The following is a 24,155-nucleotide window of genomic DNA, read 5'->3' as shown; positions in this document are numbered from 1 at the left end:
TTAAAACATTATTTTTGGTTCTTTACCCTTCGGGTCGAACCTGCAACCATCTTATTAATAGTTAACGATTCTACCTACTGAGCTAACGACCCATCTTAAAACATCATTTTTGGTTCTTTGCCCTTCGGGTCGAACCTGCAACCATCTTATTAACAGTTAACGATTCTACCTACTGAGCTAACGATCCATCTAAATGTTTTTAGAATCAATGTGTAATTGATTCTTGCTGATATAACTAGGATTTTTCAATCCGCGCTTTCTCGTATCAACGGCGGCTTATATTACTGATTTCTGACGAGGGTGCAACGATTTTTTTTAAAAAAAAGATTAAGTGCACACTAAACATACGGATAACCCCGAAATATTCGGCTACATCGCTTCGGGGTTATCAATTACAGTGTACTGAGCTTCTTCTCTGCAAGTTTCGCACCAGCACTATTTGGGTATTGTTGTAATACCTGTTGGTAAACAGCTTTCGCTTTATCTTTCTGTCCCTTATCTTGCATGATCAGACCCACTTTAAATAGGGCTTCACTGCTTTTTTGAGACTTAGGATATTGCTTAACTACAGTCGCAAAGTAGAATGCGGCGTCATCCTTGCTACCTTTGTTGTAGTTTAACTGCCCCAACCAATAGTTGGCGTTAGATTGATATCCTGACTTCGGATATGTTTTGATAAACCCTTGCAATGCACCGATCGCTTCGTCAATCTGTGCTTTGGATTTACTTTCCATCGCCAGCTTAACCGCTGCGTTATAATCATCTTTTTCATTACCGCCAGAACTTGCTGCGGGTGTATCTGAAGAAGATGATTGCGCATTTGATGCACTGGTATCAGTTGCATCTGAAGAGTTTGAAGAATCACCACCACTCGCTTTGTCTAACTGCATATACAAATCTTTTTGGCGCTCAACAACTTGATTCAATTTGTATTCACTTTCTTGAATCTGCCCGCGTAACATATCGATATCACGCTGGTTATCGGCTAATTGCTGCTGGATTTGATAAATAATTTGACCTTGAGAGCTAACAGCGGTCTCAAGTTGAGTGAGGCGGTCTGCGGAAGAACCCGATCCGACATTGTTGATTGGCGCTTGGGCAATAGCGGTCCAAGGGACCGCTACGCCAACCAATAACGACAGACCAACTAGTAATTGTCTGAAGTTACTGTTCATAATAGATAATTTCGCTTATCTATTAGTATGCAATGACTGCACGACGGTTTTTCGCGTAGTCTGCTTCAGTGTGACCTAACACAGCTGGTTTTTCTTTACCGTAAGAAACCAGTGAAACTTGGTCACCTGAAACACCTTTGCTTTGCAGATACATTTTAACTGCATTAGCACGACGCTCGCCCAGTGCGATGTTGTATTCTGGAGTACCACGCTCATCCGCATGACCTTCAACAACAACACGTACAGATGGGTTGCTACGCAGGAATGCTGCGTGTGCATCTAACATTTCAGCGTACTCTGGGGATACATTGTATTTATCGAAACCAAAGTAAACTGTGTTGTTTTGTTGCAGTTGTTCCATTTGCTGACGTGCCAGCTCTTCCGCAGACAGACCAGTGTTAGTTTGATTCATAGAAGAATCGTCACCAGTTTGGTCGTTGTTTTTGTTAGAGCTACAAGCTGCGACTGCCATGATTGGTAATGCGATCATCAGCCCTTTAAGCACTTTGTTCAGTTGCATCGTTTTGATCCTTAATATTTTTGCCACACATTATTATTATGCATCACAGATACGGCGACCAGGCAGGGAATTTTACCTGTCCATCGGTTGCCGGAAGACGCGCTTTGAAACGCCCGTCGGTCGAAACTAGCTGCAATATAGTCCCCAAGCCTTGAGAGGAGCTATAAATTACCATAGTGCCGTTAGGTGCGATACTCGGCGTTTCATCTAGAAACGTTGACGTTAAATATTCAACGTTACCCGTTGCCAGATCCTGTTTGGCGATATGTTGCTGACCGCCCCCGGAGCTGACCATCGCTAAGAAAGTTCCATCCGGGCTTACATCAGCATCCTGATTTTGTGATCCTTCATAGGACACTCGAACAGGACTACCACCATTAATATTCATTTTATAAATTTGCGGACGTCCTGCCTGATCCGAGGTATAAACTAAAGTTTGGCTATCCGGCATCCAGCTTGGCTCAGTATTATTACTGCGACCATCTGTTACTTGACGAATCTGACCACTACCTAAGTCCATCACATATAAATTCAGGCTGCCTGTCTTCGACAGAGCAAATGCCAGTTTAGTCCCATCTGGTGAGAAAGCAGGTGCCCCATTATGACGTGGGAAAGATGCCACCTGACGAACCGCTCCACTAGATAAAGTCTGAATAACTAGCGCAGAACTACCACTTTCAAACGTTACGTACGCAATCTTTTGGCCATCTGGTGACCAAGCTGGCGACATCAAAGGTTCTGGCGAACGGTGAACCGTAAATTGGTTAAAACCGTCATAGTCAGAAACTCGTAATTCATATGGATATTGACCACCGTTGGTTTTCACAACGTAAGCTATACGCGTACGGAAAGCGCCGCGGATACCTGTCAATTTCTCAAAAACTTCATCACTTGCAGTATGTGCTGCATAGCGTAACCAATCTTTAGTTACTTTAAATTGGTTTTGAGCTAAAACCGCACCAGGGTTAGCGGCAACATCCACTAACTGATAGCTAACAACATAGCTACCATCTGCTGCTGGCTGAACTTGTCCAACAACCACTGCGTTAATACCTAGCGCAGTCCAAGCATCAGGAGTAACTTCTGAAGCCGTACCCGGTTGCTGAGGCATGCGGTTTGGATCAATAGGGTTAAATTTACCACTATTGCGTAAATCAGCACCAACAATTCCCCCCACTTCTTGTGGAGGAGCACCTGCGCCAGCCCATTTAAATGGGACAACACCAATTGGCTGAGCTGAGTTAACACCTTCAGTAATCTCAATACGGATCTCTGCCTGAGCAACAGTAGCCCATAGCATTAAGAACCCGAGAACTATTTTAAACGCCTGCTTCATCCTGATCTCCCTTACTGCGATATTCACCACCGCAATAATTCGCTGAATTTTAACAAAGGTATACTAACAAAACTAGATAGCACACAAACTATTTATTACATTGCCTAAAGATTTACAATACAGACTGCTCTGAGTTATTGAAAATCAAGGCTTAAATACCAATGTGCTACCCGATTTATTAAATGTATCATAGACCTCTCTGCTAGGTGGTTTCGGCATAGTTGCAAGCTTCGCTGCTCTTATTGCCGCTTCACATAGCGCGGGATCATTTGCTGAACCACTTTTCGGTGTAATGCTAACCAATAATCCATCTGGTGCCAGTTTCAATTGCAGCTCACAAGTGCGTCCACGATAACTTTCTGAATCATAGAACTTACTTTGGATTGCAGCTTTAATTTTCCCCGCATAGCTATCAACATCAGCATTTGATGCGCCTGACTTTTTACCGCCACCGCTACCCGCTGCTGTTTGTCCACCCTGCTTACTCGGACCCGAAGCAGTCAAATCACCCAGTAAATCATCAACGGATGATGCACTCTTCGCAGCCTCAGCTTTTGCTTTAGCCGCTTTTGCTTTTGCTTCTTTATCTGCTTTTTCTTTGGCTTCTTTATCAGCCTTAGCTTTAGCTTCTTTTTCAGCTTTAGCTTTAGCATCTGCATCCGCTTTGGCTTTCGCTTCTTTATCTGCTTTAGCTTTAGCGTCAGCTTCTGCTTTTTCTTTAGCTTCTTTTTCAGCTTTAGCTTTAGCAGCCTCAGCTTCTTTTTTAGCTTGAGCCTCTGCTTTCTCTTTCGCTACAGCTTGCTCTTTGATTAATTTCTCTTTCTCAGCTTTGGCTTGTGCCGCGGCTTCTTCCGCTATTTTTTGCTCTTCCTTCGCTTTTTTCGCGGCGTCTAAGGCTTGTTTCTGCTGTTCCTCAGCCTGTTTTTTCTGCTGTTCAGTTTCTCTCTGAGTCTGAATACGCTCTTCTTCAAGCTTTTGCAGGCGCTTTTGTTCCTGCTCTTGCTTTTCTCTTAGCTCAGCATCTTGTTTTTGTTGCTGTTCTTTACGCTCTTTAGCCACCTGCTGGGAACTTTTTTGCTGCTGTTGAGCTTGATTATATTGCTCCACGACTGCACCAGGATCGACCATTACTGCATCAATGACCGTTCCCTCTTCCCCGCCGCCGCCAAGTTGGACGACAGTCACTAAAGAACCTATAACAATTAAAGCGACCAATAAGATGTGCAATCCAATCGACATCATTAATGAGCGCTTTAAGTCATCTTGTTTCTCTTTTGTCTTTCCCACTCTGGTTTCCAAAAAAAGAATCGATTCTTTTCAACTATATCTGCGCCACTTTCAACATGGCGTCAGCACATTAAATTGGTTGAGTCATCAAACCAACAGATTTGATTCCTGCACTATGCAACATGTTCAGCGCCTTAATGACTTCATCATAAGGAACTTCTTTCGCACCACCAATTAGGAAAATGGTTTTAGGATTTTTCTCTAACTGTTCTTTTGCGACGGCTGAAATTTGTTCAGGAGGCAGTAACTCCATACGCTCACCATCGACCAATAAATTATACTGATCAACACCTGCCACTTCTAAAATGACGGGTGGATTATCATTGGATGAGACCGTTTGAGTATCTGTTGCATCCGGTAAGTCAACTTCCACACTTTGAGAAATAATGGGAGCCGTTGCCATAAAGATCAGCAAAAGCACCAACAGTACGTCCAGTAATGGAACAATATTGATTTCGGATTTTAGCTCACGTTTGCGACTATTGCGCGCCATTCGCTGTTCTCCCCGTCTTATTTCTTATCAGCAGAGAATGCTTGGCGATGCAAGATAGCTAGGAATTCTTCCATAAAGTTATCATAGCTTTGCTCAAGTTTATTCACACGCAAGTTTAAGCGGTTGTACGCCATAACAGCTGGAATTGCAGCAAATAGACCGATTGCCGTTGCAATCAGCGCCTCTGCGATACCCGGAGCAACCATCTGCAATGTTGCTTGTTTTACCGCACCTAACGCGATAAAGGCATGCATAATCCCCCAAACGGTACCAAATAAACCAATATAAGGGCTAATTGACCCTACTGTACCTAAAAATGGGATATGTGATTCAACCGATTCCAACTCACGGTTCATGGAAATACGCATAGCACGTGATGCGCCTGTAACCACGGCATCAGGTGCATGAATATTAGCTTGATGTAAGCGGACAAATTCTTTGAAGCCAGAGTAAAAAATTTGCTCTGCGCCACCTAATGCATCACGGCGAGCTTGGCTCTCTTTATATAAGCGGGACAGTTCGATACCTGACCAGAATTTATCTTCAAATGCTTCAGCTTCACGCGTTGCGGCATTTAAAATTTTGGTTCTCTGAATAATAATCGCCCAAGATGCAATAGAAAAACCGATCAAAACGAACATAATGATCTGAACCAATAGGCTCGCTTTTAGGAATAAATCCAAGATATTCATGTCAGTCACTGTTTAAACTCCGCGACAATAGACTTAGGAAGCGCTTTCGGCTTCATTTTAGATGTGTCCACACAAGCAATTAGGGCCGTTGCCCCACAAAGCAAGTTACCTTGCGAATCAACTAACCTTTGCTGAAAGAGTAAAGAAGCACGTTTTATTTCAACGATTTCTGTTTCAACTTCCAGCAGGTCGTCTAACCGAGCCCCTTTAACAAAATCGATTGTCATATTACGGACAACAAATCCAAGGTTCTCAGCGAGTAAACTTTGTTGGTTGATACCTTTATTCCGCAACATTTCCGTTCTTGCGCGCTCAAAAAAAGCCAGATAACGTGCATGATATACAACTCCGCCCGCATCAGTATCTTCATAATACACACGAACGGGCCAGCGAAATAACATAAAAAACCACTCCGTCTTAGGTTAAATTAATTAACGGTGCCACTATACGCAAGACAGTGCCGCTTTGGAATCACTTTGCAGGTAAAGATATCAAAAATAATTGCGGGTCGCATGACCCACAATCTGAATTTAGATTAACTAAAGACTTTTACAAGTCCCCAGATAAGAATGATGGCTGCAGGTAATGGGTGGAACAGGAGTCGCCACGTCAATTTATTTGGGAGGAAACCCACCCCAAAAATGATGGCGCTGCAAGTTGCCCATATCATGAGAAGACCTTGCCAGATTGGAAATGTACTGGTATTTGCTGCAAACAGGGAAGGATCCCACATCACTGCGCCAGCGGTTACTAAAGCTAATATAAGGATAAGGGCCCTTATCGGGCCCTTTCCTAATAGCTGATAGGATTTATCCATCAGCATGTTATTTACTCACCATCTTTAGCTGTTTTAGCTTCTTTTGCGCTCTCAGAGTGCTCAAGTGCTAATGCTGCAATCACTGCAAAACTACAAGCTAACAGAGTGCCGAGGATCCAGGCGAAATACCACATATGTTATGCTCCTTAATACAGTGAATGCTTGTTGCTTTCGATGAAATTTTTGTCCAAACGACCAAACATTTTGTAGTAACACCAGATGGTGTAAGCCAGAACGATTGGAACAAAAATGATAGCAACAACAGTCATAACTTGCAGAGTGAACAGGCTAGATGTTGCATCCCACATGGTCAAGCTTGCATTTGGCATAATGCTTGATGGCATGATGAATGGGAACATCGCAACCCCACATGTCAGAATGATACATGCGATAGTCAATGATGAGAACAAGAATGCCCAACCATTTTTATCCGCTTTTGTTGCAATCATCGTTAACAGTGGTAACCCAACACCCAGAGCAGGAAGAGCCCACAGGATTGGATACGTGTTAAAGTTAGTTAACCATGCACCTGAAACAACTTCGACAGTTTTGTTCAGTGGGTTAGACGGGCTTAATGTATCAATAGTTGAAGTCACTACATAACCATCAATACCCATCACTAACCATACACCAGCGCCAGCAAAAGCAGCTAGAGTGAGGAATGCACAGATATACGTTGCTTTACGAACACGTAAGTGCAGTTCACCCGTTGTACGCATTTGCAGATAAGTTGCACCTTGGGTAACAATCATCATCAAACCGACAACACCCGCTAACAAACCATATGGGTTCAGCAGACCAAACAGATTACCTGTGTAAGTCAGATACTGTTGGTTATCAATTTGCAGAGGGACACCCAGTAACAGGTTACCAAACGCAACACCGATTACTAATGGTGGAACGAAACCACCAATGAACAGACCCCAATCCCACATGCTACGCCATTTCGGGTTCTCCAGTTTAGAACGGTAGTCGAAACCAACCGGACGGAAGAACAATGCAGCTAATACCAAAATCATAGCAACATAGAAACCAGAGAATGCAGCAGCATAAACTTGTGGCCATGCAGCGAACATTGCACCACCCGCAGTGATTAACCAAACTTGGTTACCATCCCAGTGCGGTGCAACAGCATTAATCATAACTCGGCGTTCAGTATCCGTTTTACCTAAGATAGGTAATAAGAAGCCTACGCCCATGTCAAAGCCATCCGTGACGGCAAACCCGATCAGCAGTACGCCGATAAGGATCCACCACACAAATCGAAGAACTTCATAATCAAACATAAGTGGACTCCTGTTTACTGAACGTCGTGTGCTGAACTGTTTTTCTGTTCAAAATGATAACGACCGGTTTTCAGGCTGCTAGGCCCTTTACGAGCGAATTTGAACATTAAGAACATTTCGGCAATCAAGAACAGTGTGTACAGACCACAGATCAGAGCCATAGAGAAGATCAAGTCTTGTGGGGTTAAGTTAGAGTGTGCAACCGAAACCGGTAACACTTCACCAATTGCCCACGGTTGACGACCATACTCAGCCACAAACCAGCCTGATTCAATTGCAATCCACGGTAATGGAATACCAAACAGCGCCAGACGAAGCAGCAGTTTGTTTTTACCAATACGGTTACGAACGACTGACAGGAATGACCAACCGATGATTAACAGTAACGCAAAGCCAACTGCAACCATGATACGGAATGCCCAGAACAGAGGCGCAACATTAGGAATGCTGTCTTTAACCGCTTTCTGAATCTGTTCTTCTGTCGCATCAACAACATTTGGTGTGTATTGTTTTAGCAGAAGACCATAACCGAGGTCTTTTTTACTTGCTTCGAATGCAGCACGTAATTCTGGACTCTTATCACCAGCTAACAGCTGTTGTAATTGACCATATGAAACCATACCGTTACGGATACGGACTTCGTGTTGCTTCATCAGATCTTTCAGACCTAACACTGGAGTGTCGATCGAACGTGTTGCAATGATACCCATCGCCCATGGAATAGAGATTGAGAACGTGTTCTCTTGTTTCTCATTACTTGGGAATGCGATTAGGTTAAATGCAGCTGGAGGCGCATGGGTTTCCCACTCTGCTTCAACTGCGGCCAGCTTCGTTTTCTGTACGTCGCCCATTTCGTAGCCTGATTCATCACCAAGAACGATAACAGACAGAACAGAAGCCATACCAAAGCTTGCAGCAATTGCAAAAGAACGCTTAGCAAATGCCAAGTCACGACCTTTAAGCATATAGTAAGCGCTGATACCCAGAACGAACATAGCACCAGTACAATAGCCAGCAGCAACTGTATGAACGAATTTAACTTGCGCAACAGGGTTCAGGACTAGCTCAGAGAAGCTAACCATTTCCATACGCATTGTTTCGTAGTTGAAGTCAGCAGCGATAGGGTTTTGCATCCAACCGTTCGCAACCAGAATCCACAGTGCAGAGAAGTTTGAACCTAAAGCAACTAACCAAGTCACCGCAAGGTGCTGAGTTTTGCTTAAACGATCCCAACCGAAGAAGAATAAACCAACAAAGGTAGATTCTAAGAAGAATGCCATCAAACCTTCGATTGCCAGAGGCGCACCGAAGATATCTCCAACATAGTGGGCGTAGTATGACCAGTTAGTCCCGAATTGGAACTCCATAGTCAAACCAGTCGCAACACCTAGGGCGAAGTTAATACCAAATAACTTACCCCAGAACTTAGTCATATCTTTATAAATTTGTTTACCAGACAGCACATATACCGTCTCCATAATCGCAAGCAAAAACGCCATACCAAGCGTTAATGGAACGAATAGGAAGTGATACATCGCAGTTAAGGCAAACTGTAATCGTGACAGTTCGACAATATCAAACATCTTGACTCCTTGCTCCTAGCAGGAAGACACCGACTTGCGGCAACCCGGCTTCCAGTATTAAATGAAAAAGCCTCTTAACTACCAGCAAAAAATGCCTCAAAACAACAAATAATTAACAAAAGTAAAAGAAAAAACCTACCATAATAATAGTACGCCTATCTTCACATACAATAAACTTCTTTTACGTGATTCAGATTTGAATTCTGAAGTTATATCAATAATTATACCCTTTAATAGAAAAATGAGTATTTGATCGAGAACCAATTTAAGCAATTTGAACAAATAAAGCTAGTGGTAATAAATTGATTTATGTCAATTTTTTCCGGTTTGTTAATTGATTGAGTCCCTATTCCAATAATAGTTACCCAGTTGTTAATTACCTGTTATTTTCATTGATAAAGACTTTTTTACTTTTTTAATAAGATTAAAACAATATGGTAACTTTTGTTTTTTCAATCTAAAAAAGAATATACATTTATAATAGTAGACTATTTCTAAATTATTCCTTCATTTATTAATAAAGATAATTACCGTAGAAAATCCCTTATATTCCATTAATCAAAATAATTTAAAAATAAAAAAATTGATCTAATATCAAATTATCTAAATGTTCATTTTGTGCTATTTCTTTCACAATAAGACACTTATCTAAAACTTACTAATTATGCTAATTTATTCCTCTTTTACTTACCAAAAACCCTAGGTCATACGTTTTTTCCAGTATTAAATTAAGTGCAGGTATCAATAAGCATAAAAAAACCCGTGCTTCCTAGAAAGCACGGGCTTCGTCTCTTACGTTATGCGAGCTATAAACTCATATTGCGCTTACTTGTTTAGCAGGGACTTCACGGCATCGCCGATATCAGCCAAGCTACGAACCGTCTTCACGCCTGCCGCTTCTAAAGCAGCGAATTTCTCGTCAGCAGTCCCTTTACCGCCAGCGATAATGGCACCAGCATGACCCATACGCTTACCTTTAGGTGCAGTTACACCCGCGATATAGCCAACAACAGGCTTAGTAACGTGCTCTTTGATGTATGCAGCCGCTTCTTCTTCCGCGTTACCACCGATTTCACCGATCATCACGATCGCTTCAGTTTGTGGGTCTTCTTGGAATAATTTCAGGATATCGATAAAGTTTGAACCAGGGATTGGGTCCCCACCGATACCAACGCAAGTTGACTGACCTAAACCTGCATCCGTGGTTTGTTTTACCGCTTCATAAGTCAGTGTACCTGAACGTGAAACGATACCAACTTTACCTGGCATATGAATATGACCAGGTTGGATGCCGATTTTGCATTCACCCGGAGTGATAACACCCGGGCAGTTAGGACCAATCATACGAACGCCAGCTTCGTCTAATTTCACTTTAACAGTCAGCATATCCAGCGTTGGAATACCTTCTGTGATAGTGATGATCAGTTTGATACCTGCATCAATTGCTTCAAGGATTGAATCCTTACAAAATGGTGCTGGAACATAAATAACAGAGGCAGTCGCACCGGTTGCTTCAACCGCTTCACGCACAGTGTTAAATACTGGCAAACCAAGGTGGATTGTTCCCCCTTTACCTGGCGTTACACCGCCAACCATTTTTGTACCGTAAGCAATAGCTTGTTCGGAGTGGAAAGTACCTTGACCGCCAGTGAATCCTTGGCAAATTACTTTGGTGTTTTTATCGATTAAAATAGACATTATTTAGCCTCCGCCGCTGCTACTGCTTTCTTAGCTGCATCTGTCAGGCTGTTTGCAGCGATAATATTCAAGCCGCTGTCTGCCAGTTTTTTCGCACCTAACTCTGCATTGTTACCTTCTAAACGTACAACTACTGGTACATTCACACCAACTTCTTCTACTGCACCAATGATGCCGTCTGCAATCAGGTCACAGCGAACGATACCACCAAAAATGTTTACAAATACGGCTTTAACGCTCTTATCAGAAAGAATGATTTTAAACGCTTCAGTCACGCGCTCTTTGGTCGCACCACCACCAACATCGAGGAAGTTAGCTGGAGCACCGCCGTGCAGTTTAACGATATCCATGGTGCCCATTGCAAGACCCGCACCATTAACCATACAGCCGATGTTACCATCCAGAGCAACGTAGTTAAGTTCCCACTTAGCCGCTTGAGCTTCACGCGCATCTTCTTGAGATGGGTCGTGCATTTCACGCATTTCAGCTTGGCGATACAGAGCGTTGCTATCAACGCCTAATTTACCGTCTAAGCAAACTAAATCACCTTCAGTATTGATAACTAATGGGTTAACTTCGATCAGCGCTAAATCGCGCTCTAAGAACATGGTCGCTAATCCCATGAAGATTTTAGCGAATTGGCTAACTTGTTTGCCAGTTAAGCCTAATTTGAATGCCAATTCACGACCTTGATATGGCATTGGACCAGTCAGTGGATCGATAACAGCTTTGTGGATCAGTTCTGGTGTTTCTTCAGCAACTTTTTCAATTTCAACGCCGCCTTCAGTTGAAGCCATGAATACAACACGACGTGTACCACGGTCAACGACTGCACCTAAATACAGTTCTTTAGCGATGTCTGTCGCGCTTTCAACTAAAATTTGGTTAACCGGCTGACCATTTGCATCAGTTTGGTAAGTAACCAGATTCTTACCTAACCATTTTTCAGCAAATTCACGGATATCATTGATATCTTTTGTAACTTTTACGCCGCCAGCTTTACCACGTCCACCTGCGTGAACTTGGCATTTGATAACCCATGGACCATTACCGATTTTTTTCGCCGCAGCTACTGCTTCTTCTACTGATGAACAGGCATAACCAGTTGGTGCTGGTAAACCATAGCGTGTAAAAAGCTGTTTTGCCTGATACTCGTGTAAATTCATGATGTTCTATCCATAATTGAGTCTGGAGGAGCGTTTATCGCCCCTTGCAATTGTTACAGATTTAGCAGCCAGCGAACTGGCTGCATCGGTTACCTCAGACCGGACAGGTTGTCCCCCTGCCCTGTTATGTTTCTATACGTCTAGCAGTAAACGAGTTGGATCTTCCAACATATCTTTGATAGCCACTAAGAAGCCAACTGATTCACGACCATCGATTAAACGGTGGTCATAAGACAGCGCTAAATACATCATTGGAAGAATTTCTACCTTACCATTAACTGCCATTGGGCGGTCTTTGATGGCATGCATACCTAAGATTGCGCTTTGTGGTGGGTTAATGATTGGAGTAGACATCAGAGAACCGAATACACCACCGTTAGTGATAGTGAAGTTACCGCCACTTAAATCTTCAACAGTTAATTTACCGTCGCGACCTTTGACAGCCAGCTCTTTAATATTTTTCTCAATATCAGCCATGCTCATTGCATCCACATCACGCAGAACTGGCGTTACCAGACCACGCGGTGTTGATACCGCAATACTGATGTCAAAATAGTTATGGTAAACCACATCAGAACCATCGATAGAAGCGTTCACTTCTGGATAGCGTTTCAGTGCCTCAACCGCCGCCTTGATGTAGAAAGACATAAAGCCTAAACGTACACCATGACGTTTTTCGAATGCTTCACCGTACTGTGCACGCAGATCTTTGATAGGCTGCATGTTAATTTCGTTGAAGGTCGTTAACATCGCAGTGCTGTTTTTCGCTTCCAACAGACGCTCTGCGATACGTTTACGCAAACGAGTCATAGGAACACGTTTTTCACTACGGTGAGCTAATGGTGCTGGAGCTGCTGCAGGAGCTTGAGCTGCTGGCGCTGCTGCTGGTTTAGCTGCTAAGTGTTTTTCAACATCTTCACGAGTCAGACGACCACCAACACCTGTGCCTTTGATGTCTGCTGGATTCAAGTTGTGTTCAGCAACCAGACGACGAATCGCTGGGCTCAGCGCATCGTTGCTTTCATCTTCTAAACTTGCGGTTTGGCGTGCTGCTGGCGCTGGCTCTGCTTCTTTAACTTCAGCAGGGATGCCTGTGCTATCGCCTAAACGAATGCGACCCAGTAACTGTTTAGATAAAACAGTTGCGCCTTCTTCTTCAATAATGGCTTCCAGAACACCTGCTTCACTTGCAGGAACTTCAAGAACAACTTTGTCTGTTTCGATCTCAACCAGAACTTCGTCACGCTGAACACTGTCACCTGGTTTTTTATGCCATGTGGCAACCGCTGCGTCAGCGACGGATTCAGGAAGATCGGGAACAAGAATTTCTACGCTACTCATTTTCTATCCTTTAATTATGCAATGTTCAAAGCGTCATTAACCAGGGCCGCTTGTTGTTCCTGGTGAACGGAGGTATAACCAACTGCTGGAGAAGAAGAAGCTGCTCGACCCGCATAGCGTAAAGTTGCGCCTGCTGGGATGGCTTCATGGAAATTGTGCTGGCTGCAATACCAAGCACCTTGGTTCAGTGGCTCTTCTTGGCACCAAACAAAATCTTTCACATGAGCGTACTGAGCCAATACTTTTTGGATATCTTCGCGAGGGAACGGATACAACTGTTCAATACGTACGATAGCCACATCTTTTTGTTCTTTCTTACGACGTTGTTCTAATAAATCGTAATAAACTTTACCGGAACACATAACGACGCGTTTCACATCTTTCGGATTAATTTCGTCAATTTCACCGATAACTGGTTGGAATGAACCATTCGCCAGCTCATCCATGCTAGAAACTGCTAATGGATGACGTAACAGTGACTTAGGTGACATCACAATCAGAGGACGACGCATATCGCGCAGTGCTTGGCGGCGTAACATGTGATAAACCTGAGCGGGTGTTGATGGCACACACACTTGCATGTTTTGATCAGCACACAGTTGCAGGTAACGTTCTAAACGTGCAGATGAGTGTTCTGGACCCTGACCTTCATAACCATGAGGCAGTAACATCACCAAACCACACATACGACCCCATTTTTGCTCACCAGAGCTGATGAATTGGTCGATAACAACTTGCGCACAGTTAGCAAAGTCACCGAACTGCGCTTCCCAAATTGTTAATGCGCGAGGTTCTGTTGTTGCATAGCCATATTCAAATGCCAATACTGCGTTTTCAGTCAGAACAGAGTCCCAAACGTTGAACACGCCTTGACCGCTATGAACATTTTGTAATGGGACATAAACTGAACCATTCGTTTGGTTATGTACCACCGCGTGACGGTGGAAGAACGTACCACGACCCGCATCTTCACCAGATAAACGGATAGGGACACCTTCGTCAACTAACGTACCGTAAGCCAGAGTCTCTGCCGCACCCCAGTCGAGTAATTTTGTCCCTTTCGCCATTTCTGCGCGGTCAGCATAAATTTTCTCAACACGAGACTGTGCAACGATACCTTCAGGGATCGTGCTCAGCTTGGTTGCCAGCTCAGTTAAACGCTTAATATCGTAGCCAGATTTGTATTGCTCATTCCATTCATGGTTTAAGTACGGTTCCCATGTATAAGAATGCAGACCCATTTCACGATATTCTTCAACAACACAGTCACCACGGTCTAACGCGTCACGATACAAGTTAACCATTTCAGTAACTTCATTCGCAGAAACTACGCCAGCTTCGATTAAACGGTCTGCGTAGATTTTACGTGGCGTTGGATGCTGTTTAATTTTTTGGTACATGATTGGCTGAGTTGCACTTGGCTCATCAGCTTCGTTATGACCATGACGGCGGTAACACACTAAGTCGATCATAACATCGCGCTTAAAGGTGTTACGGAAATCTAAGGCTAAGCGAGTCACAAATGCGACAGCTTCAGGATCATCTGCGTTAACGTGGAAAATTGGTGCCTGAACCATTTTCACGATATCAGTACAGTATTCTGTTGAACGCGTGTCTTTCGGGTTGGAGGTTGTGAAACCAACTTGGTTGTTGATAACGATACGCATAGTACCGCCGACTTCATAACCACGAGCCTGAGACATGTTCAGGGTTTCTTGTACCACACCTTGACCAGTTACTGCTGAATCACCGTGAATGGTGATTGGCAGAACCATGTTGCTACGACCTTCGTCCAAACGGTCACGGCGAGCACGTACAGAACCAATAACTACTGGGCTTACAATTTCTAAGTGTGATGGGTTAAATGCCAGCGCTAAGTGAACACGAGAACCCGCAGTTTCAAAATCAGAAGAGAAACCTTGGTGATATTTAACGTCACCTGCACTTGAATGGTCTTTATGCTTGCCTGCAAACTCATCAAATAGTTCAGCAGGTTTTTTACCCAGAATGTTGATCAGAACGTTTAAGCGCCCACGGTGCGCCATACCAAGAACCACTTCACGGGTATCTTGTTTGCCTGCATGATGGATAAGATCCTTCAGCATTGGGATCAGTGCATCACCACCTTCCAAAGAGAAACGTTTTGCACCTGGGAATTTAGCACCAAGATAACGCTCAAGACCTTCCGCAGCCGTTAATTCGGCTAAGAAGCGACGTTTTTCTTCTTTAGAAAATTGTTCAGCAACATTGACTGATTCAAGACGTTGTTGAATCCAGCGTTTTTCTTCAGTGTTAGTGATATGCATATATTCTGCACCAATTGAACCGCAATAAATACGCTTCAGATGCTCATATAACTCACTGAGTTTCATGGTTTCTTTGCCGATTGCAAAAGAACCCACATTGAAAGTTTCGTCGAAATCTTCTTTCGTTAGATTATGGAATGTAGGGTCCAGATCTGGAACGGCTTCGCGTTTCCAAAGTCCTAACGGGTCGAGATTTGCATTTTGGTGTCCGCGGAAGCGGAAGGCATTGATGAGCTGCAAAACTTTGACTTGTTTTGCGTCGATCGTAGGATCGCTAACAGAGGTGTGGTAACGGGTGGACTCCTTTGCTAAGCGACGGAAGTAGTCTCGTGCTTGCGAATGTAATTGTTCACCGTTATTACCTGCTCCAGGTAGTTGCTGGAAGATTTCTCTCCACTCGGCATCTACGGAATTAGGGTCAGTCAGATAATCTTCATAGAGCTGTTCTATATAAGACTGGTTCGCGCCTGCCAGAAAGCTTGAATCCAGCCAGTCCTTCATTACGCCGTTCTGCATTGTGATCCCTTAAGCTTTATAAGCTTTAGTTTTCGCCGTGGTTAACTAATCGCCGCATTTAAGCGACCTCGATAAAGGTTCTCTTGGACGTGCTTTTTGCATGTTCTCACTTTGGGAGTCCCTCTTATCAATTAAGGGTTTCCCTTTTAAGGAACCTTTAAAAACTGTCTGCGGTTTTTAAAGGTTCCTTGCTTTCGCAAGTGTCTTCATCTTGTTTTGCAGTTGGCTTTTTACTTTCACTTTTTGACTTTTTACTTTACGTTTCAGTGATTCAATTTAAGACTTATACTTACTTTACGCTTATTTTTTACTTTAAGTACGTATTTTGTGCTATCCAAATTTAGCCTACGGCACCTAAGCACCGCAGGCTGTATCGATTTAGGCGCTATGTTTCAACAACATAGACTTAATGTGACCGATAGCTTTCGTTGGATTTAGTCCTTTAGGGCATACATTGACACAATTCATGATGCTATGACAGCGGAAAACACTAAAAGCGTCGTTCAGATCATCTAATCGTGAATCCGTTTCAGTATCGCGACTGTCAATTAAGAATCTGTACGCAGCTAACAGACCTGCTGGACCGATAAACTTGTCCGGATTCCACCAGAATGACGGACATGAAGTTGAACAGCACGCACACAGGATACACTCATAAAGACCATCGAGTTTTTCACGTTGTACTGGTGACTGTAAGTTTTCACGCGCAGGTGGATTCTTATTATCATTAATAAGATACGGACGAATTTTTTCATATTGGGTATAAAATTGTGTCATATCGATAATCAGGTCACGAATAACTGGTAGACCTGGTAATGGGCGGATCACAATTTTTTTACCACTACGGGTTAAAGCGGACAGTGGAGTAATACAAGCCAGCCCGTTTTTACCGTTCATGTTCAGACCATCAGAACCACACACCCCTTCACGGCAAGAACGACGGAATGAGAGTGTTGGATCTTGTTCTTTTAACTGAATTAATGCATCCAGCAACATCATGTCACGCCCTTCTTTTACTTCAAGGGTGTAATCTTGCATGCGTGGCGCATTGTCTACATCAGGATTGTAGCGATAAATCGAAAATTCTAGTTTCATAGTTTATTTCTCCGCAACTGGATTAACACCACGCATTAATAAGTACGAATCTTCGGTGGGAAGGCTTCACGCAACTTAGGCTGCATGTTCACTTCACGACGAGTCATCGTTTCAGATTGCGGTAGATATAATGAGTGACATAACCAATTTGCATCATCACGATCTGGGAAGTCGAAGCGGCTGTGAGCACCACGGCTCTCTGTACGGAAGTTTGCAGCTTGTGCTGTTGCATAAGCGGTTTCCATCAGGTTATCCAGCTCTAAACATTCAATACGTTGGGTGTTGAACTCAGTTGAAGTGTCATCCAGACGTGCATTTTTCAGACGCTCACGGATTTCCTTCAGCTCTTCTAAGCCCTTAGCCATCGCATCCCCTTCACGGAATACGGAGAAGTTATTCTGCATGCAAGATTGCAGTGCTTTGCGAATTTCAGTTGGATCTTCGCCTGTACGCGCATTTTCCCAACGATTGAAACGCGCCATTGCCGCATCGATGTCCGATTCAGACGCATCGCGCATTGGCCCCTGCTCCATGATGGATTCATTCAGGTGTAAACCAGCCGAACGACCAAATACCACAAGGTCAAGTAGGGAGTTACCGCCTAAGCGGTTAGCGCCATGTACAGACACACAAGCAATCTCACCCACAGCAAACAGACCCGGAATGACTTCGTCTTCGCCTTTTTCGTTATAGCGAATCGCTTGACCCGTCACTTTAGTTGGAATCCCCCCCATCATATAGTGACAAGTTGGGATAACTGGGATTGGCTCTTTAACTGGGTCAACGTGGGCAAAAGTACGAGATAATTCAAGGATACCCGGTAAGCGAGATTCCAGAACATCTTTTCCTAAGTGGTCCAGTTTCAGTTTCGCGTGTGGACCCCATGGGCCATCACAACCACGACCTTCACGGATCTCAATCATGATAGAGCGTGCAACAACGTCACGACCCGCAAGGTCTTTCGCGTTTGGTGCATAACGTTCCATGAAACGCTCGCCGTCTTTGTTCAGCAGATAACCACCTTCACCACGGCAACCTTCTGTAACCAGAACACCGGCACCCGCAATACCCGTTGGGTGGAATTGCCACATTTCCATATCTTGCAGTGGAACGCCAGCGCGTACCGCCATACCAACACCATCACCCGTATTGATGTGAGCGTTAGTTGTAGATTGGTAAATTCGACCTGCACCGCCAGTCGCTAAGATGGTCGCTTTCGCTTTAAAATAAACCAGCTCGCCTGTTTCCATGCAGATTGCGGTACAACCCACGATGTCTCCATCTTGGTTTTTTACTAAATCCAGCGCATACCATTCGGAAAAGATCGTCGTGTGATTTTTTAAGTTTTGCTGATACAGAGTATGTAACAGTGCGTGACCAGTACGGTCAGCTGCCGCAGCAGTACGTGCTGCTTGCTCGCCACCGAAGTTCTTAGACTGACCACCGAATGGACGTTGATAAATACTACCATCATCAAGACGTGAGAAAGGCAACCCCATATGTTCTAATTCTAGGATAGCTTCCGGTCCTGTTTTACACATGTATTCGATAGCGTCTTGGTCACCGATATAATCGGAGCCTTTAACGGTGTCATACATATGCCATTCCCAGTTATCAGGGTGTGTGTTACCCAGCGCAACAGTGATACCACCTTGCGCTGACACAGTATGAGAACGGGTTGGAAATACTTTAGATAACAAAGCACAAGATAGGCCTTGTTGAGAAATTTGTAGTGCTGCGCGCATACCTGCACCGCCCGCACCGATAACGATAGCGTCAAACTCTCTGATTGGCAGATTCATTTTATGCACCCCACACAACAATTGTTCCGTAAATTAAGTAAGCCAGTAAACCGACAATAATTGCCAGTTGTAGTACTAAGCGAATCGCTAACGGCTTAACATAGTCAGTCAGCACTTGCCACATACCAATCCAGGCATGCACAAGAATTGAGAACAATGTGAGGATAGTGAATACTTTGGTCACAGAGGAGGCAAAGAAGCCACGCCATACTTCATAGGTAATATCATTGATTGCGACAAAGCCAACAATGTAGAGTACGTAGAGGACGATAACGATCGCCGAGCCACGAATTAGCAGCCAGTCCTGGATACCAGTACGGCCTAAAGCTGAAGCATTACTTACCATACTAAGATCCCCGCCAGAATTGCCAGAATTACAGTAATTACAAATGTAATTTTTGCGGATGAGTTGCCCGCAGCAAGGGTTTCATCAACACAGCCGAAATCCATCAGCATATGACGAATACCACCACAAATGTGGTAAGCCAGTGCTGTTAAGATTCCCCAAAGAATGAACTTAGCAAAAAAGCCAGTCATTATTTCAGACGCGTATTGAAAACCTTCTGGAGAGGAGAGAGAAGTCCCTAGCAACCAAAGCAGAATACCAACTGCGATGAGAGTAATGACGCCAGAGACACGGTGCAAGATCGAAGATATTGCAGTAATCGGAAAGTGAATCGTCTGCAAATCAAGGTTGACAGGTCTTTGTTTTTTCACAATTTTGCCCACACAGCTCTTTATTATTTTCCATCCTCCGGACCTGGGGTGGAAATCAGACAGCGACAGGGGTACAAAATGCAACTTAACACAAACTTTAATCCATCATGTTTGAATAAAGTTGCATACTGATCACGCTGGGAACTCCTACTCAGGGTAATCCGGAGACCTGCCGCCAGTATAAAGTCTTCACATTGCTATTACAATTCCCACACAAAAGGTTTGGAGACATTTAGCCCGAACAGTGAGAAGGATCACGATTTAAACATTTTATATAAATGTGCTTATCTTATTTGACAATGATTCAACATTTATCTTACATATATGCCTGACAGATTTATCTGAATACGTTACGGATGACCCAGAGTCGTGTAGTAATGTGAATGAGTATGCAAGTATAAACAAAAGTTATGAAAGTTGTTTCCCTTACCACAAATAATGATATTGTAGAGAAAACAACAAAAAAAGAACATAACGCCCTATACACTCGTAAACAACCTAACCCCATTGTTATCGGTTGCCGGATTTCAAGGTTTTATGTGATATCCAGCTGATTTTCTCAACACACCGATAGAACAATGCTTAAAGACGCAGTATAACGCTGAGTTCTGGGTTGTTGAGTGTGGATTATCAAGCGCTAAGGAGACCGTAAATGGCTGATAACAAAGCTAAGATAATGACTGGAAGTAAAGGTGAATTCGAGCTAGACATCCTAAGCCCTACAATTGGTCAAGATGTTATCGATGTACGAGCTTTAGGTTCAAAAGGGTTTTATACATACGACCCAGGTTTTACTTCAACGGCATCATGTGAGTCTAAAATCACTTACATCGATGGCGATCAAGGCGTTCTACTCCACCGTGGTTACCCAATCGACCAACTCGCTACCCAAGCCTCCTATCTTGAAGTCTGCTACATCCTGCTATACGGCGAAGCACCTACTCAAGAGCAATATGACACCTTCAAACAAACAGTGACTCGTCACACCATGATCCATGAGCAAATCACTCGTATGCTTAATGGTTTCCGTCGTGACTCTCATCCAATGGCTGTACTGTGTGGTGTCACAGGGGCGTTAGCGGCATTCTATCACGATGCACTAGACGTCAATAATCCACGTCACCGTGAAATTACCGCTTACCGTTTGCTGTCTAAAATGCCAACTGTGGCAGCAATGTGTTACAAATATTCTATTGGTCAACCTTTTGTTTATCCTCGTAATAATCTATCTTACGCGGGTAACTTCTTGCACATGATGTTCTCTACACCATGTGAAGAATATGTGGTTAACCCAGTTCTTGAGCGCGCGATGGATAGAATCCTGATCCTGCACGCTGACCATGAGCAAAACGCATCAACCTCAACAGTTCGTACCGCAGGTTCTTCCGGTGCAAACCCATTTGCCTGTATCGCAGCAGGTATCGCGTCCCTGTGGGGACCGGCTCACGGTGGTGCTAACGAAGCTTGCTTACGCATGCTGGAAGAAATCCAAACTGTCGAACACATTCCTGCATTTATCGAGCGTGCGAAAGATAAAAATGACTCTTTCCGCCTGATGGGCTTTGGTCACCGCGTTTATAAAAACCATGATCCACGTGCTACCGTCATGCGTGAAACTTGCCATGAAGTACTGAACGAGCTGGGTCTAAATGACAGCCTGCTTGAAGTAGCTATGGAATTAGAGCGTATCGCCCTGAACGACCCGTACTTCATTGAGAAGAAACTGTATCCGAACGTGGACTTCTACTCAGGTATCATCCTGAAAGCGATGGGAATTCCATCATCAATGTTTACTGTTATCTTCGCTATTGCCCGTACTATTGGCTGGATTGCACATTGGAACGAAATGCATGATGAAGGTCTGAAAATTGCACGTCCGCGTCAGCTGTATACCGGCTATGACAAACGTGAATTCAGTTCAGATTTAAAGAAAAAATAATTTGACTGATTAAGACTTAAAGCCTCGAAAACTCGGGGCTTTTTGGCTTTTAACTCACTGTTTATTCGCTATTTCTTGGCTTAACCCATCACGATATTCCCGCGGCGTCATTCCACTCATTTTACGAAAAAAACTGATAAATGCACTGTCGCTGGTCAACCCTAACTCTTGGGTAATAAATCCGTACGATTTTCCTAGCGTTAACAGTTCTATCCCTTTGATAAACCGCCACTGTTGTCGCCAAACTTGGTAATTCATCCCTGTTTCTTTTAAAAATATCCGAGTAATGGTTTTTTCACTCGCACCGACGGTTCTAGCGAGTTGATTGAGCGGTGGAGGCAACAACTCAATATTCAAGTGCTTAAAGCGCCGGTCTTGAGGTAATGATAGTAACATTGGCTCTGCTGTTGCACTTTGTAATTCATCAATAAAAACAGGCAGTAACCTTGCTAGCCGTCCCCTTTTCCAGTCACTCTCAAAGGGAGCAATTGCAATGCGTTCTAATAACTCTCGGAGTAAAGGAGAAATACTTAAAATACAAACCTGTTCAGAAATTTGCTGAGCATATTCTTGACTTAAGTAAACCGAGCGATAACCCACTGAAGCTCGCATTTGAGCTCGATGCTTTGTAAATGGCGGGATCCACGCCACTCTTCCTGGTGGTAACAACGAAATTTTATTTTCCAAACTAATACGAATGCATCCTTGTTGAGTGAACAATAATTGTCCCATTTCATGGGAATGAGCGCCTGAATCGTGCTGCCCCATCTGTGCGGCAATCCCCAAAATAGGGGCATCATACCAGTGAGTTTGAAACTCATCCGACTGTAATAACCACGCCATAAACGTCTCTTTTTTGATATTTATTGTCTTTATTATTGTAATAAGACAACCAAAAAGCCACTAAACTTTGCGCCATTCCATCAAATTTGAAAATAAATAGGTAAATCAATATGGAGCGTGCACTTTCATTATCATTAGCAATTGCATTAATGATGTTTCCACAGATTGTCGAAACCATATATAGCCCAGCATTAACGGATATCGCTAGCGCATTCAATGTCGATGCAGAGCAAGCATCTCAAACGCTTTCTCTTTACTTTTTTGCATTCGCCTTAGGCGTTGTTTTTTGGGGAAGAATGTGTGATGTCATCGGGCGCCGTCCCACCATTTTATTGGGCTTAACCCTATATGGAATTGCATCGGTTAGTGCGCTTTTTGTATCTCAATTCTATTGGCTGTTGCTGCTACGAATGCTATCCGCTTTTGGTGCAGCAGTTGGCTCTATTGGTACACAAACCATGATGCGTGACAGTTTTCAAGGTCATACGTTAGCCAAAGTTTTCTCGGTGATGGGCATCGCCTTAGCAATAAGTCCCGCTCTTGGCATGATTTTCGGTGCCAGCTTAGTTTGGCTAGGTAGTTACCGAGCCGTTTTTATGGGTTTAGCGTTGTTAGCGACCATACTTTTGTTATGGTCATGTTATAAGCTTCCAGAGACCAAACCACAAAACGTGATCAAAACCCCATTTTTAACTACGTTTTTACACATGTTAGGGGATAAACGAATTTTCCAAAATGTGATGTTGATTGCATTTTTCAACATTAATTTATTCAGTTATTACCAACTTGGACCCTTTATTTTTGAACAATTAATGCTCAATCAGCAACAATTTGGGCTAACCGGTATTTTATTAGCGTTTGGTGTGGGAATGGGGTCACTGATTAACCACTATTTATTGGCGAAAAAACAGCCACCAGAAAAATTAGTTAAGTTAGCAAGTGGGCTATCTTTGGTCAGTGGCTGTTTAGTTTATCTACTACACGACAGTGTCTGGTTTGTGTTTCCTGTGATGGGGATTGTCATTGGCTATGGAATTACCATCCCAAATATTCTGGCGCATGCATTAAATCATTATCAAGATAGAAAAGGCACTGCAGGCGCAATTTTAGGGCTATTTTACTATATGGGATTAGCACTTGGATTAATGGTCGCCGGCGAGGTTCAAAACCTAGGATTAGTGCTCATCACTTCAAGCCTAATACTGCTTCTTACTGCACGAAAATACCGAACTTGACCTATTTCTTTCATCAAGCACAACGAGAATATTTTCTATCAAGAAATTATTTTCGATTACGTAGCTATTTTCTAAGGATTTCGAGCCACAACTAGGCGGCAAAAGAGTGAAGCCCTAGGAGCATACATAAGTATGTGACTAAGGTTCACGAATGCAGCCAACAACGTTGTGGTTTGAAAGACAAAGAAAATATGTATTTTCTAAATAGTTCAGGCTGTGGCAAGGCGGTGAGCAAAGACAGCTTGGGGGGCATACACAAGTATGTGACCCAAGTGGCTGCGTGAAACCAACACAGCCACAGCGTGAAA

At 43.5% G+C, this 24,155-nt stretch carries 23 protein-coding genes; 3 read left to right on the top strand and 20 right to left on the bottom strand.

Annotation, left to right across the window (positions count from 1 at the left end):
* Positions 1-392 precede the first annotated feature (392 nt).
* The 19 genes from cpoB to sdhC all read right to left on the bottom strand — a co-directional run bounded on the left by cpoB (position 393) and on the right by sdhC (position 19,842).
* Positions 393-1,175, bottom strand: a complete 783-nt coding sequence (gene cpoB, locus PR766_RS15525; protein ID WP_036960238.1) for a cell division protein CpoB — start codon at positions 1,173-1,175, stop codon at positions 393-395.
* 22 nt (positions 1,176-1,197) lie between these two features.
* Positions 1,198-1,695 (bottom strand): peptidoglycan-associated lipoprotein Pal, encoded by a 498-nt coding sequence (pal, locus tag PR766_RS15520; RefSeq protein WP_006660438.1) that lies wholly within the window; start codon positions 1,693-1,695, stop codon positions 1,198-1,200.
* Between the two features lie 43 nt (positions 1,696-1,738).
* Positions 1,739-3,031, bottom strand: a complete 1,293-nt coding sequence (gene tolB, locus PR766_RS15515; protein WP_006660439.1) for a Tol-Pal system beta propeller repeat protein TolB — start codon at positions 3,029-3,031, stop codon at positions 1,739-1,741.
* Between the two features lie 144 nt (positions 3,032-3,175).
* On the bottom strand, positions 3,176-4,318 hold the full coding sequence (gene tolA, locus PR766_RS15510) for a cell envelope integrity protein TolA (protein ID WP_006662302.1): 1,143 nt from the start codon (positions 4,316-4,318) through the stop codon (positions 3,176-3,178).
* 70 nt (positions 4,319-4,388) lie between these two features.
* Positions 4,389-4,811 (bottom strand): colicin uptake protein TolR, encoded by a 423-nt coding sequence (gene tolR / locus PR766_RS15505; protein WP_006662303.1) that lies wholly within the window; start codon positions 4,809-4,811, stop codon positions 4,389-4,391.
* Positions 4,812-4,828: 17 nt separating this feature from the next.
* Positions 4,829-5,512, bottom strand: coding sequence for a Tol-Pal system protein TolQ (gene tolQ, locus PR766_RS15500; protein ID WP_006660442.1), 684 nt, complete (start codon positions 5,510-5,512; stop codon positions 4,829-4,831).
* On the bottom strand, positions 5,509-5,904 hold the full coding sequence (gene ybgC, locus PR766_RS15495) for a tol-pal system-associated acyl-CoA thioesterase (protein WP_006660443.1): 396 nt from the start codon (positions 5,902-5,904) through the stop codon (positions 5,509-5,511). The genes tolQ and ybgC overlap by 4 nt, the downstream gene beginning before the upstream one ends.
* 134 nt (positions 5,905-6,038) lie before the next feature.
* Entirely contained in the window at positions 6,039-6,326 is a 288-nt protein-coding gene (gene ybgE, locus PR766_RS15490) for a cyd operon protein YbgE (RefSeq protein WP_006660444.1), read from the bottom strand.
* Between the two features lie 5 nt (positions 6,327-6,331).
* Positions 6,332-6,454: a cytochrome bd-I oxidase subunit CydX gene (cydX, locus tag PR766_RS15485; protein ID WP_006660445.1), complete on the bottom strand. Its 123-nt coding sequence runs from the start codon at positions 6,452-6,454 to the stop codon at positions 6,332-6,334.
* Positions 6,455-6,466: 12 nt separating this feature from the next.
* The gene (gene cydB, locus PR766_RS15480; RefSeq protein WP_006660446.1) at positions 6,467-7,606 is read right to left on the bottom strand and encodes a cytochrome d ubiquinol oxidase subunit II; all 1,140 of its coding nucleotides are present in this window, start codon (positions 7,604-7,606) and stop codon (positions 6,467-6,469) included.
* Between the two features lie 14 nt (positions 7,607-7,620).
* Positions 7,621-9,189, bottom strand: a complete 1,569-nt coding sequence (gene cydA / locus PR766_RS15475) for a cytochrome ubiquinol oxidase subunit I (RefSeq protein WP_006660447.1) — start codon at positions 9,187-9,189, stop codon at positions 7,621-7,623.
* Between the two features lie 825 nt (positions 9,190-10,014).
* Positions 10,015-10,887 (bottom strand): succinate--CoA ligase subunit alpha, encoded by an 873-nt coding sequence (gene sucD / locus PR766_RS15470; RefSeq protein ID WP_006660448.1) that lies wholly within the window; start codon positions 10,885-10,887, stop codon positions 10,015-10,017.
* On the bottom strand, positions 10,887-12,053 hold the full coding sequence (gene sucC, locus PR766_RS15465; RefSeq protein WP_006660449.1) for an ADP-forming succinate--CoA ligase subunit beta: 1,167 nt from the start codon (positions 12,051-12,053) through the stop codon (positions 10,887-10,889). Before sucC ends, sucD begins: the two co-directional genes overlap by 1 nt.
* Positions 12,054-12,185: 132 nt before the next feature.
* On the bottom strand, positions 12,186-13,394 hold the full coding sequence (odhB, locus tag PR766_RS15460; RefSeq protein WP_036960232.1) for a 2-oxoglutarate dehydrogenase complex dihydrolipoyllysine-residue succinyltransferase: 1,209 nt from the start codon (positions 13,392-13,394) through the stop codon (positions 12,186-12,188).
* A gap of 14 nt (positions 13,395-13,408) precedes the next feature.
* Positions 13,409-16,216 carry a 2-oxoglutarate dehydrogenase E1 component gene (gene sucA / locus PR766_RS15455; RefSeq protein ID WP_006660451.1) on the bottom strand — a complete coding sequence of 936 codons (2,808 nt, stop codon included), beginning with the start codon at positions 16,214-16,216 and terminating at the stop codon, positions 13,409-13,411.
* Positions 16,217-16,594: 378 nt separating this feature from the next.
* Positions 16,595-17,311: a succinate dehydrogenase iron-sulfur subunit gene (locus PR766_RS15450; protein ID WP_006660452.1), complete on the bottom strand. Its 717-nt coding sequence runs from the start codon at positions 17,309-17,311 to the stop codon at positions 16,595-16,597.
* Positions 17,312-17,346: 35 nt separating this feature from the next.
* Positions 17,347-19,113: a succinate dehydrogenase flavoprotein subunit gene (sdhA, locus tag PR766_RS15445; protein ID WP_006660453.1), complete on the bottom strand. Its 1,767-nt coding sequence runs from the start codon at positions 19,111-19,113 to the stop codon at positions 17,347-17,349.
* Position 19,114: 1 nt separating this feature from the next.
* Positions 19,115-19,459, bottom strand: coding sequence for a succinate dehydrogenase membrane anchor subunit (sdhD, locus tag PR766_RS15440; protein ID WP_006660454.1), 345 nt, complete (start codon positions 19,457-19,459; stop codon positions 19,115-19,117).
* The gene (gene sdhC / locus PR766_RS15435; RefSeq protein ID WP_004909059.1) at positions 19,453-19,842 is read right to left on the bottom strand and encodes a succinate dehydrogenase cytochrome b556 subunit; all 390 of its coding nucleotides are present in this window, start codon (positions 19,840-19,842) and stop codon (positions 19,453-19,455) included. The genes sdhD and sdhC overlap by 7 nt, the downstream gene beginning before the upstream one ends.
* A 640-nt stretch (positions 19,843-20,482) precedes the next feature.
* Here sdhC and PR766_RS15430 point away from each other — a divergent pair.
* Positions 20,483-21,769 (top strand): citrate synthase, encoded by a 1,287-nt coding sequence (locus PR766_RS15430; protein ID WP_006660455.1) that lies wholly within the window; start codon positions 20,483-20,485, stop codon positions 21,767-21,769.
* Between the two features lie 54 nt (positions 21,770-21,823).
* On the opposite strand, the gene PR766_RS15425 is transcribed toward PR766_RS15430, so the two are convergent.
* Positions 21,824-22,612, bottom strand: a complete 789-nt coding sequence (locus PR766_RS15425) for an AraC family transcriptional regulator (protein WP_036967948.1) — start codon at positions 22,610-22,612, stop codon at positions 21,824-21,826.
* 110 nt (positions 22,613-22,722) lie between these two features.
* Between PR766_RS15425 and PR766_RS15420 the strand changes: the two genes are divergently transcribed.
* Together PR766_RS15420 and PR766_RS15415 are read left to right on the top strand one after the other, a co-directional pair.
* Positions 22,723-23,847, top strand: a complete 1,125-nt coding sequence (locus PR766_RS15420) for a multidrug effflux MFS transporter (RefSeq protein ID WP_154635951.1) — start codon at positions 22,723-22,725, stop codon at positions 23,845-23,847.
* Positions 23,848-23,981: 134 nt separating this feature from the next.
* Positions 23,982-24,131 carry a hypothetical protein gene (locus tag PR766_RS15415; protein WP_154635950.1) on the top strand — a complete coding sequence of 50 codons (150 nt, stop codon included), beginning with the start codon at positions 23,982-23,984 and terminating at the stop codon, positions 24,129-24,131.
* Positions 24,132-24,155 lie beyond the last annotated feature (24 nt).

Source organism: Providencia sp. PROV208 (genome assembly GCF_028479465.1).
GTDB lineage: Bacteria > Pseudomonadota > Gammaproteobacteria > Enterobacterales > Enterobacteriaceae > Providencia > Providencia alcalifaciens.
This window is presented reverse-complemented; position numbering and strand designations above follow the sequence as displayed.

Bases quoted from the DNA above. Each gene is read 5' to 3' on its own strand.
- ybgE (WP_006660444.1), bottom strand. From the start codon at position 6,326: ATGCTGATGGATAAATCCTATCAGCTATTAGGAAAGGGCCCGATAAGG.
- cydB (WP_006660446.1), bottom strand. From the start codon at position 7,606: ATGTTTGATTATGAAGTTCTTCGATTTGTGTGGTGGATCCTTATCGGC.
- PR766_RS15450 (WP_006660452.1), bottom strand. From the start codon at position 17,311: ATGAAACTAGAATTTTCGATTTATCGCTACAATCCTGATGTAGACAAT.
- odhB (WP_036960232.1), bottom strand. From the start codon at position 13,394: ATGAGTAGCGTAGAAATTCTTGTTCCCGATCTTCCTGAATCCGTCGCT.
- sucC (WP_006660449.1), bottom strand. From the start codon at position 12,053: ATGAATTTACACGAGTATCAGGCAAAACAGCTTTTTACACGCTATGGT.
- PR766_RS15425 (WP_036967948.1), bottom strand. From the start codon at position 22,612: ATGGCGTGGTTATTACAGTCGGATGAGTTTCAAACTCACTGGTATGAT.
- ybgC (WP_006660443.1), bottom strand. From the start codon at position 5,904: ATGTTATTTCGCTGGCCCGTTCGTGTGTATTATGAAGATACTGATGCG.
- cpoB (WP_036960238.1), bottom strand. From the start codon at position 1,175: ATGAACAGTAACTTCAGACAATTACTAGTTGGTCTGTCGTTATTGGTT.
- cydX (WP_006660445.1), bottom strand. From the start codon at position 6,454: ATGTGGTATTTCGCCTGGATCCTCGGCACTCTGTTAGCTTGTAGTTTT.
- sucD (WP_006660448.1), bottom strand. From the start codon at position 10,887: ATGTCTATTTTAATCGATAAAAACACCAAAGTAATTTGCCAAGGATTC.
- tolR (WP_006662303.1), bottom strand. From the start codon at position 4,811: ATGGCGCGCAATAGTCGCAAACGTGAGCTAAAATCCGAAATCAATATT.
- pal (WP_006660438.1), bottom strand. From the start codon at position 1,695: ATGCAACTGAACAAAGTGCTTAAAGGGCTGATGATCGCATTACCAATC.
- sucA (WP_006660451.1), bottom strand. From the start codon at position 16,216: ATGCAGAACGGCGTAATGAAGGACTGGCTGGATTCAAGCTTTCTGGCA.
- sdhA (WP_006660453.1), bottom strand. From the start codon at position 19,113: ATGAATCTGCCAATCAGAGAGTTTGACGCTATCGTTATCGGTGCGGGC.
- PR766_RS15430 (WP_006660455.1), top strand. From the start codon at position 20,483: ATGGCTGATAACAAAGCTAAGATAATGACTGGAAGTAAAGGTGAATTC.
- sdhD (WP_006660454.1), bottom strand. From the start codon at position 19,459: ATGGTAAGTAATGCTTCAGCTTTAGGCCGTACTGGTATCCAGGACTGG.
- tolB (WP_006660439.1), bottom strand. From the start codon at position 3,031: ATGAAGCAGGCGTTTAAAATAGTTCTCGGGTTCTTAATGCTATGGGCT.
- PR766_RS15420 (WP_154635951.1), top strand. From the start codon at position 22,723: ATGGAGCGTGCACTTTCATTATCATTAGCAATTGCATTAATGATGTTT.
- cydA (WP_006660447.1), bottom strand. From the start codon at position 9,189: ATGTTTGATATTGTCGAACTGTCACGATTACAGTTTGCCTTAACTGCG.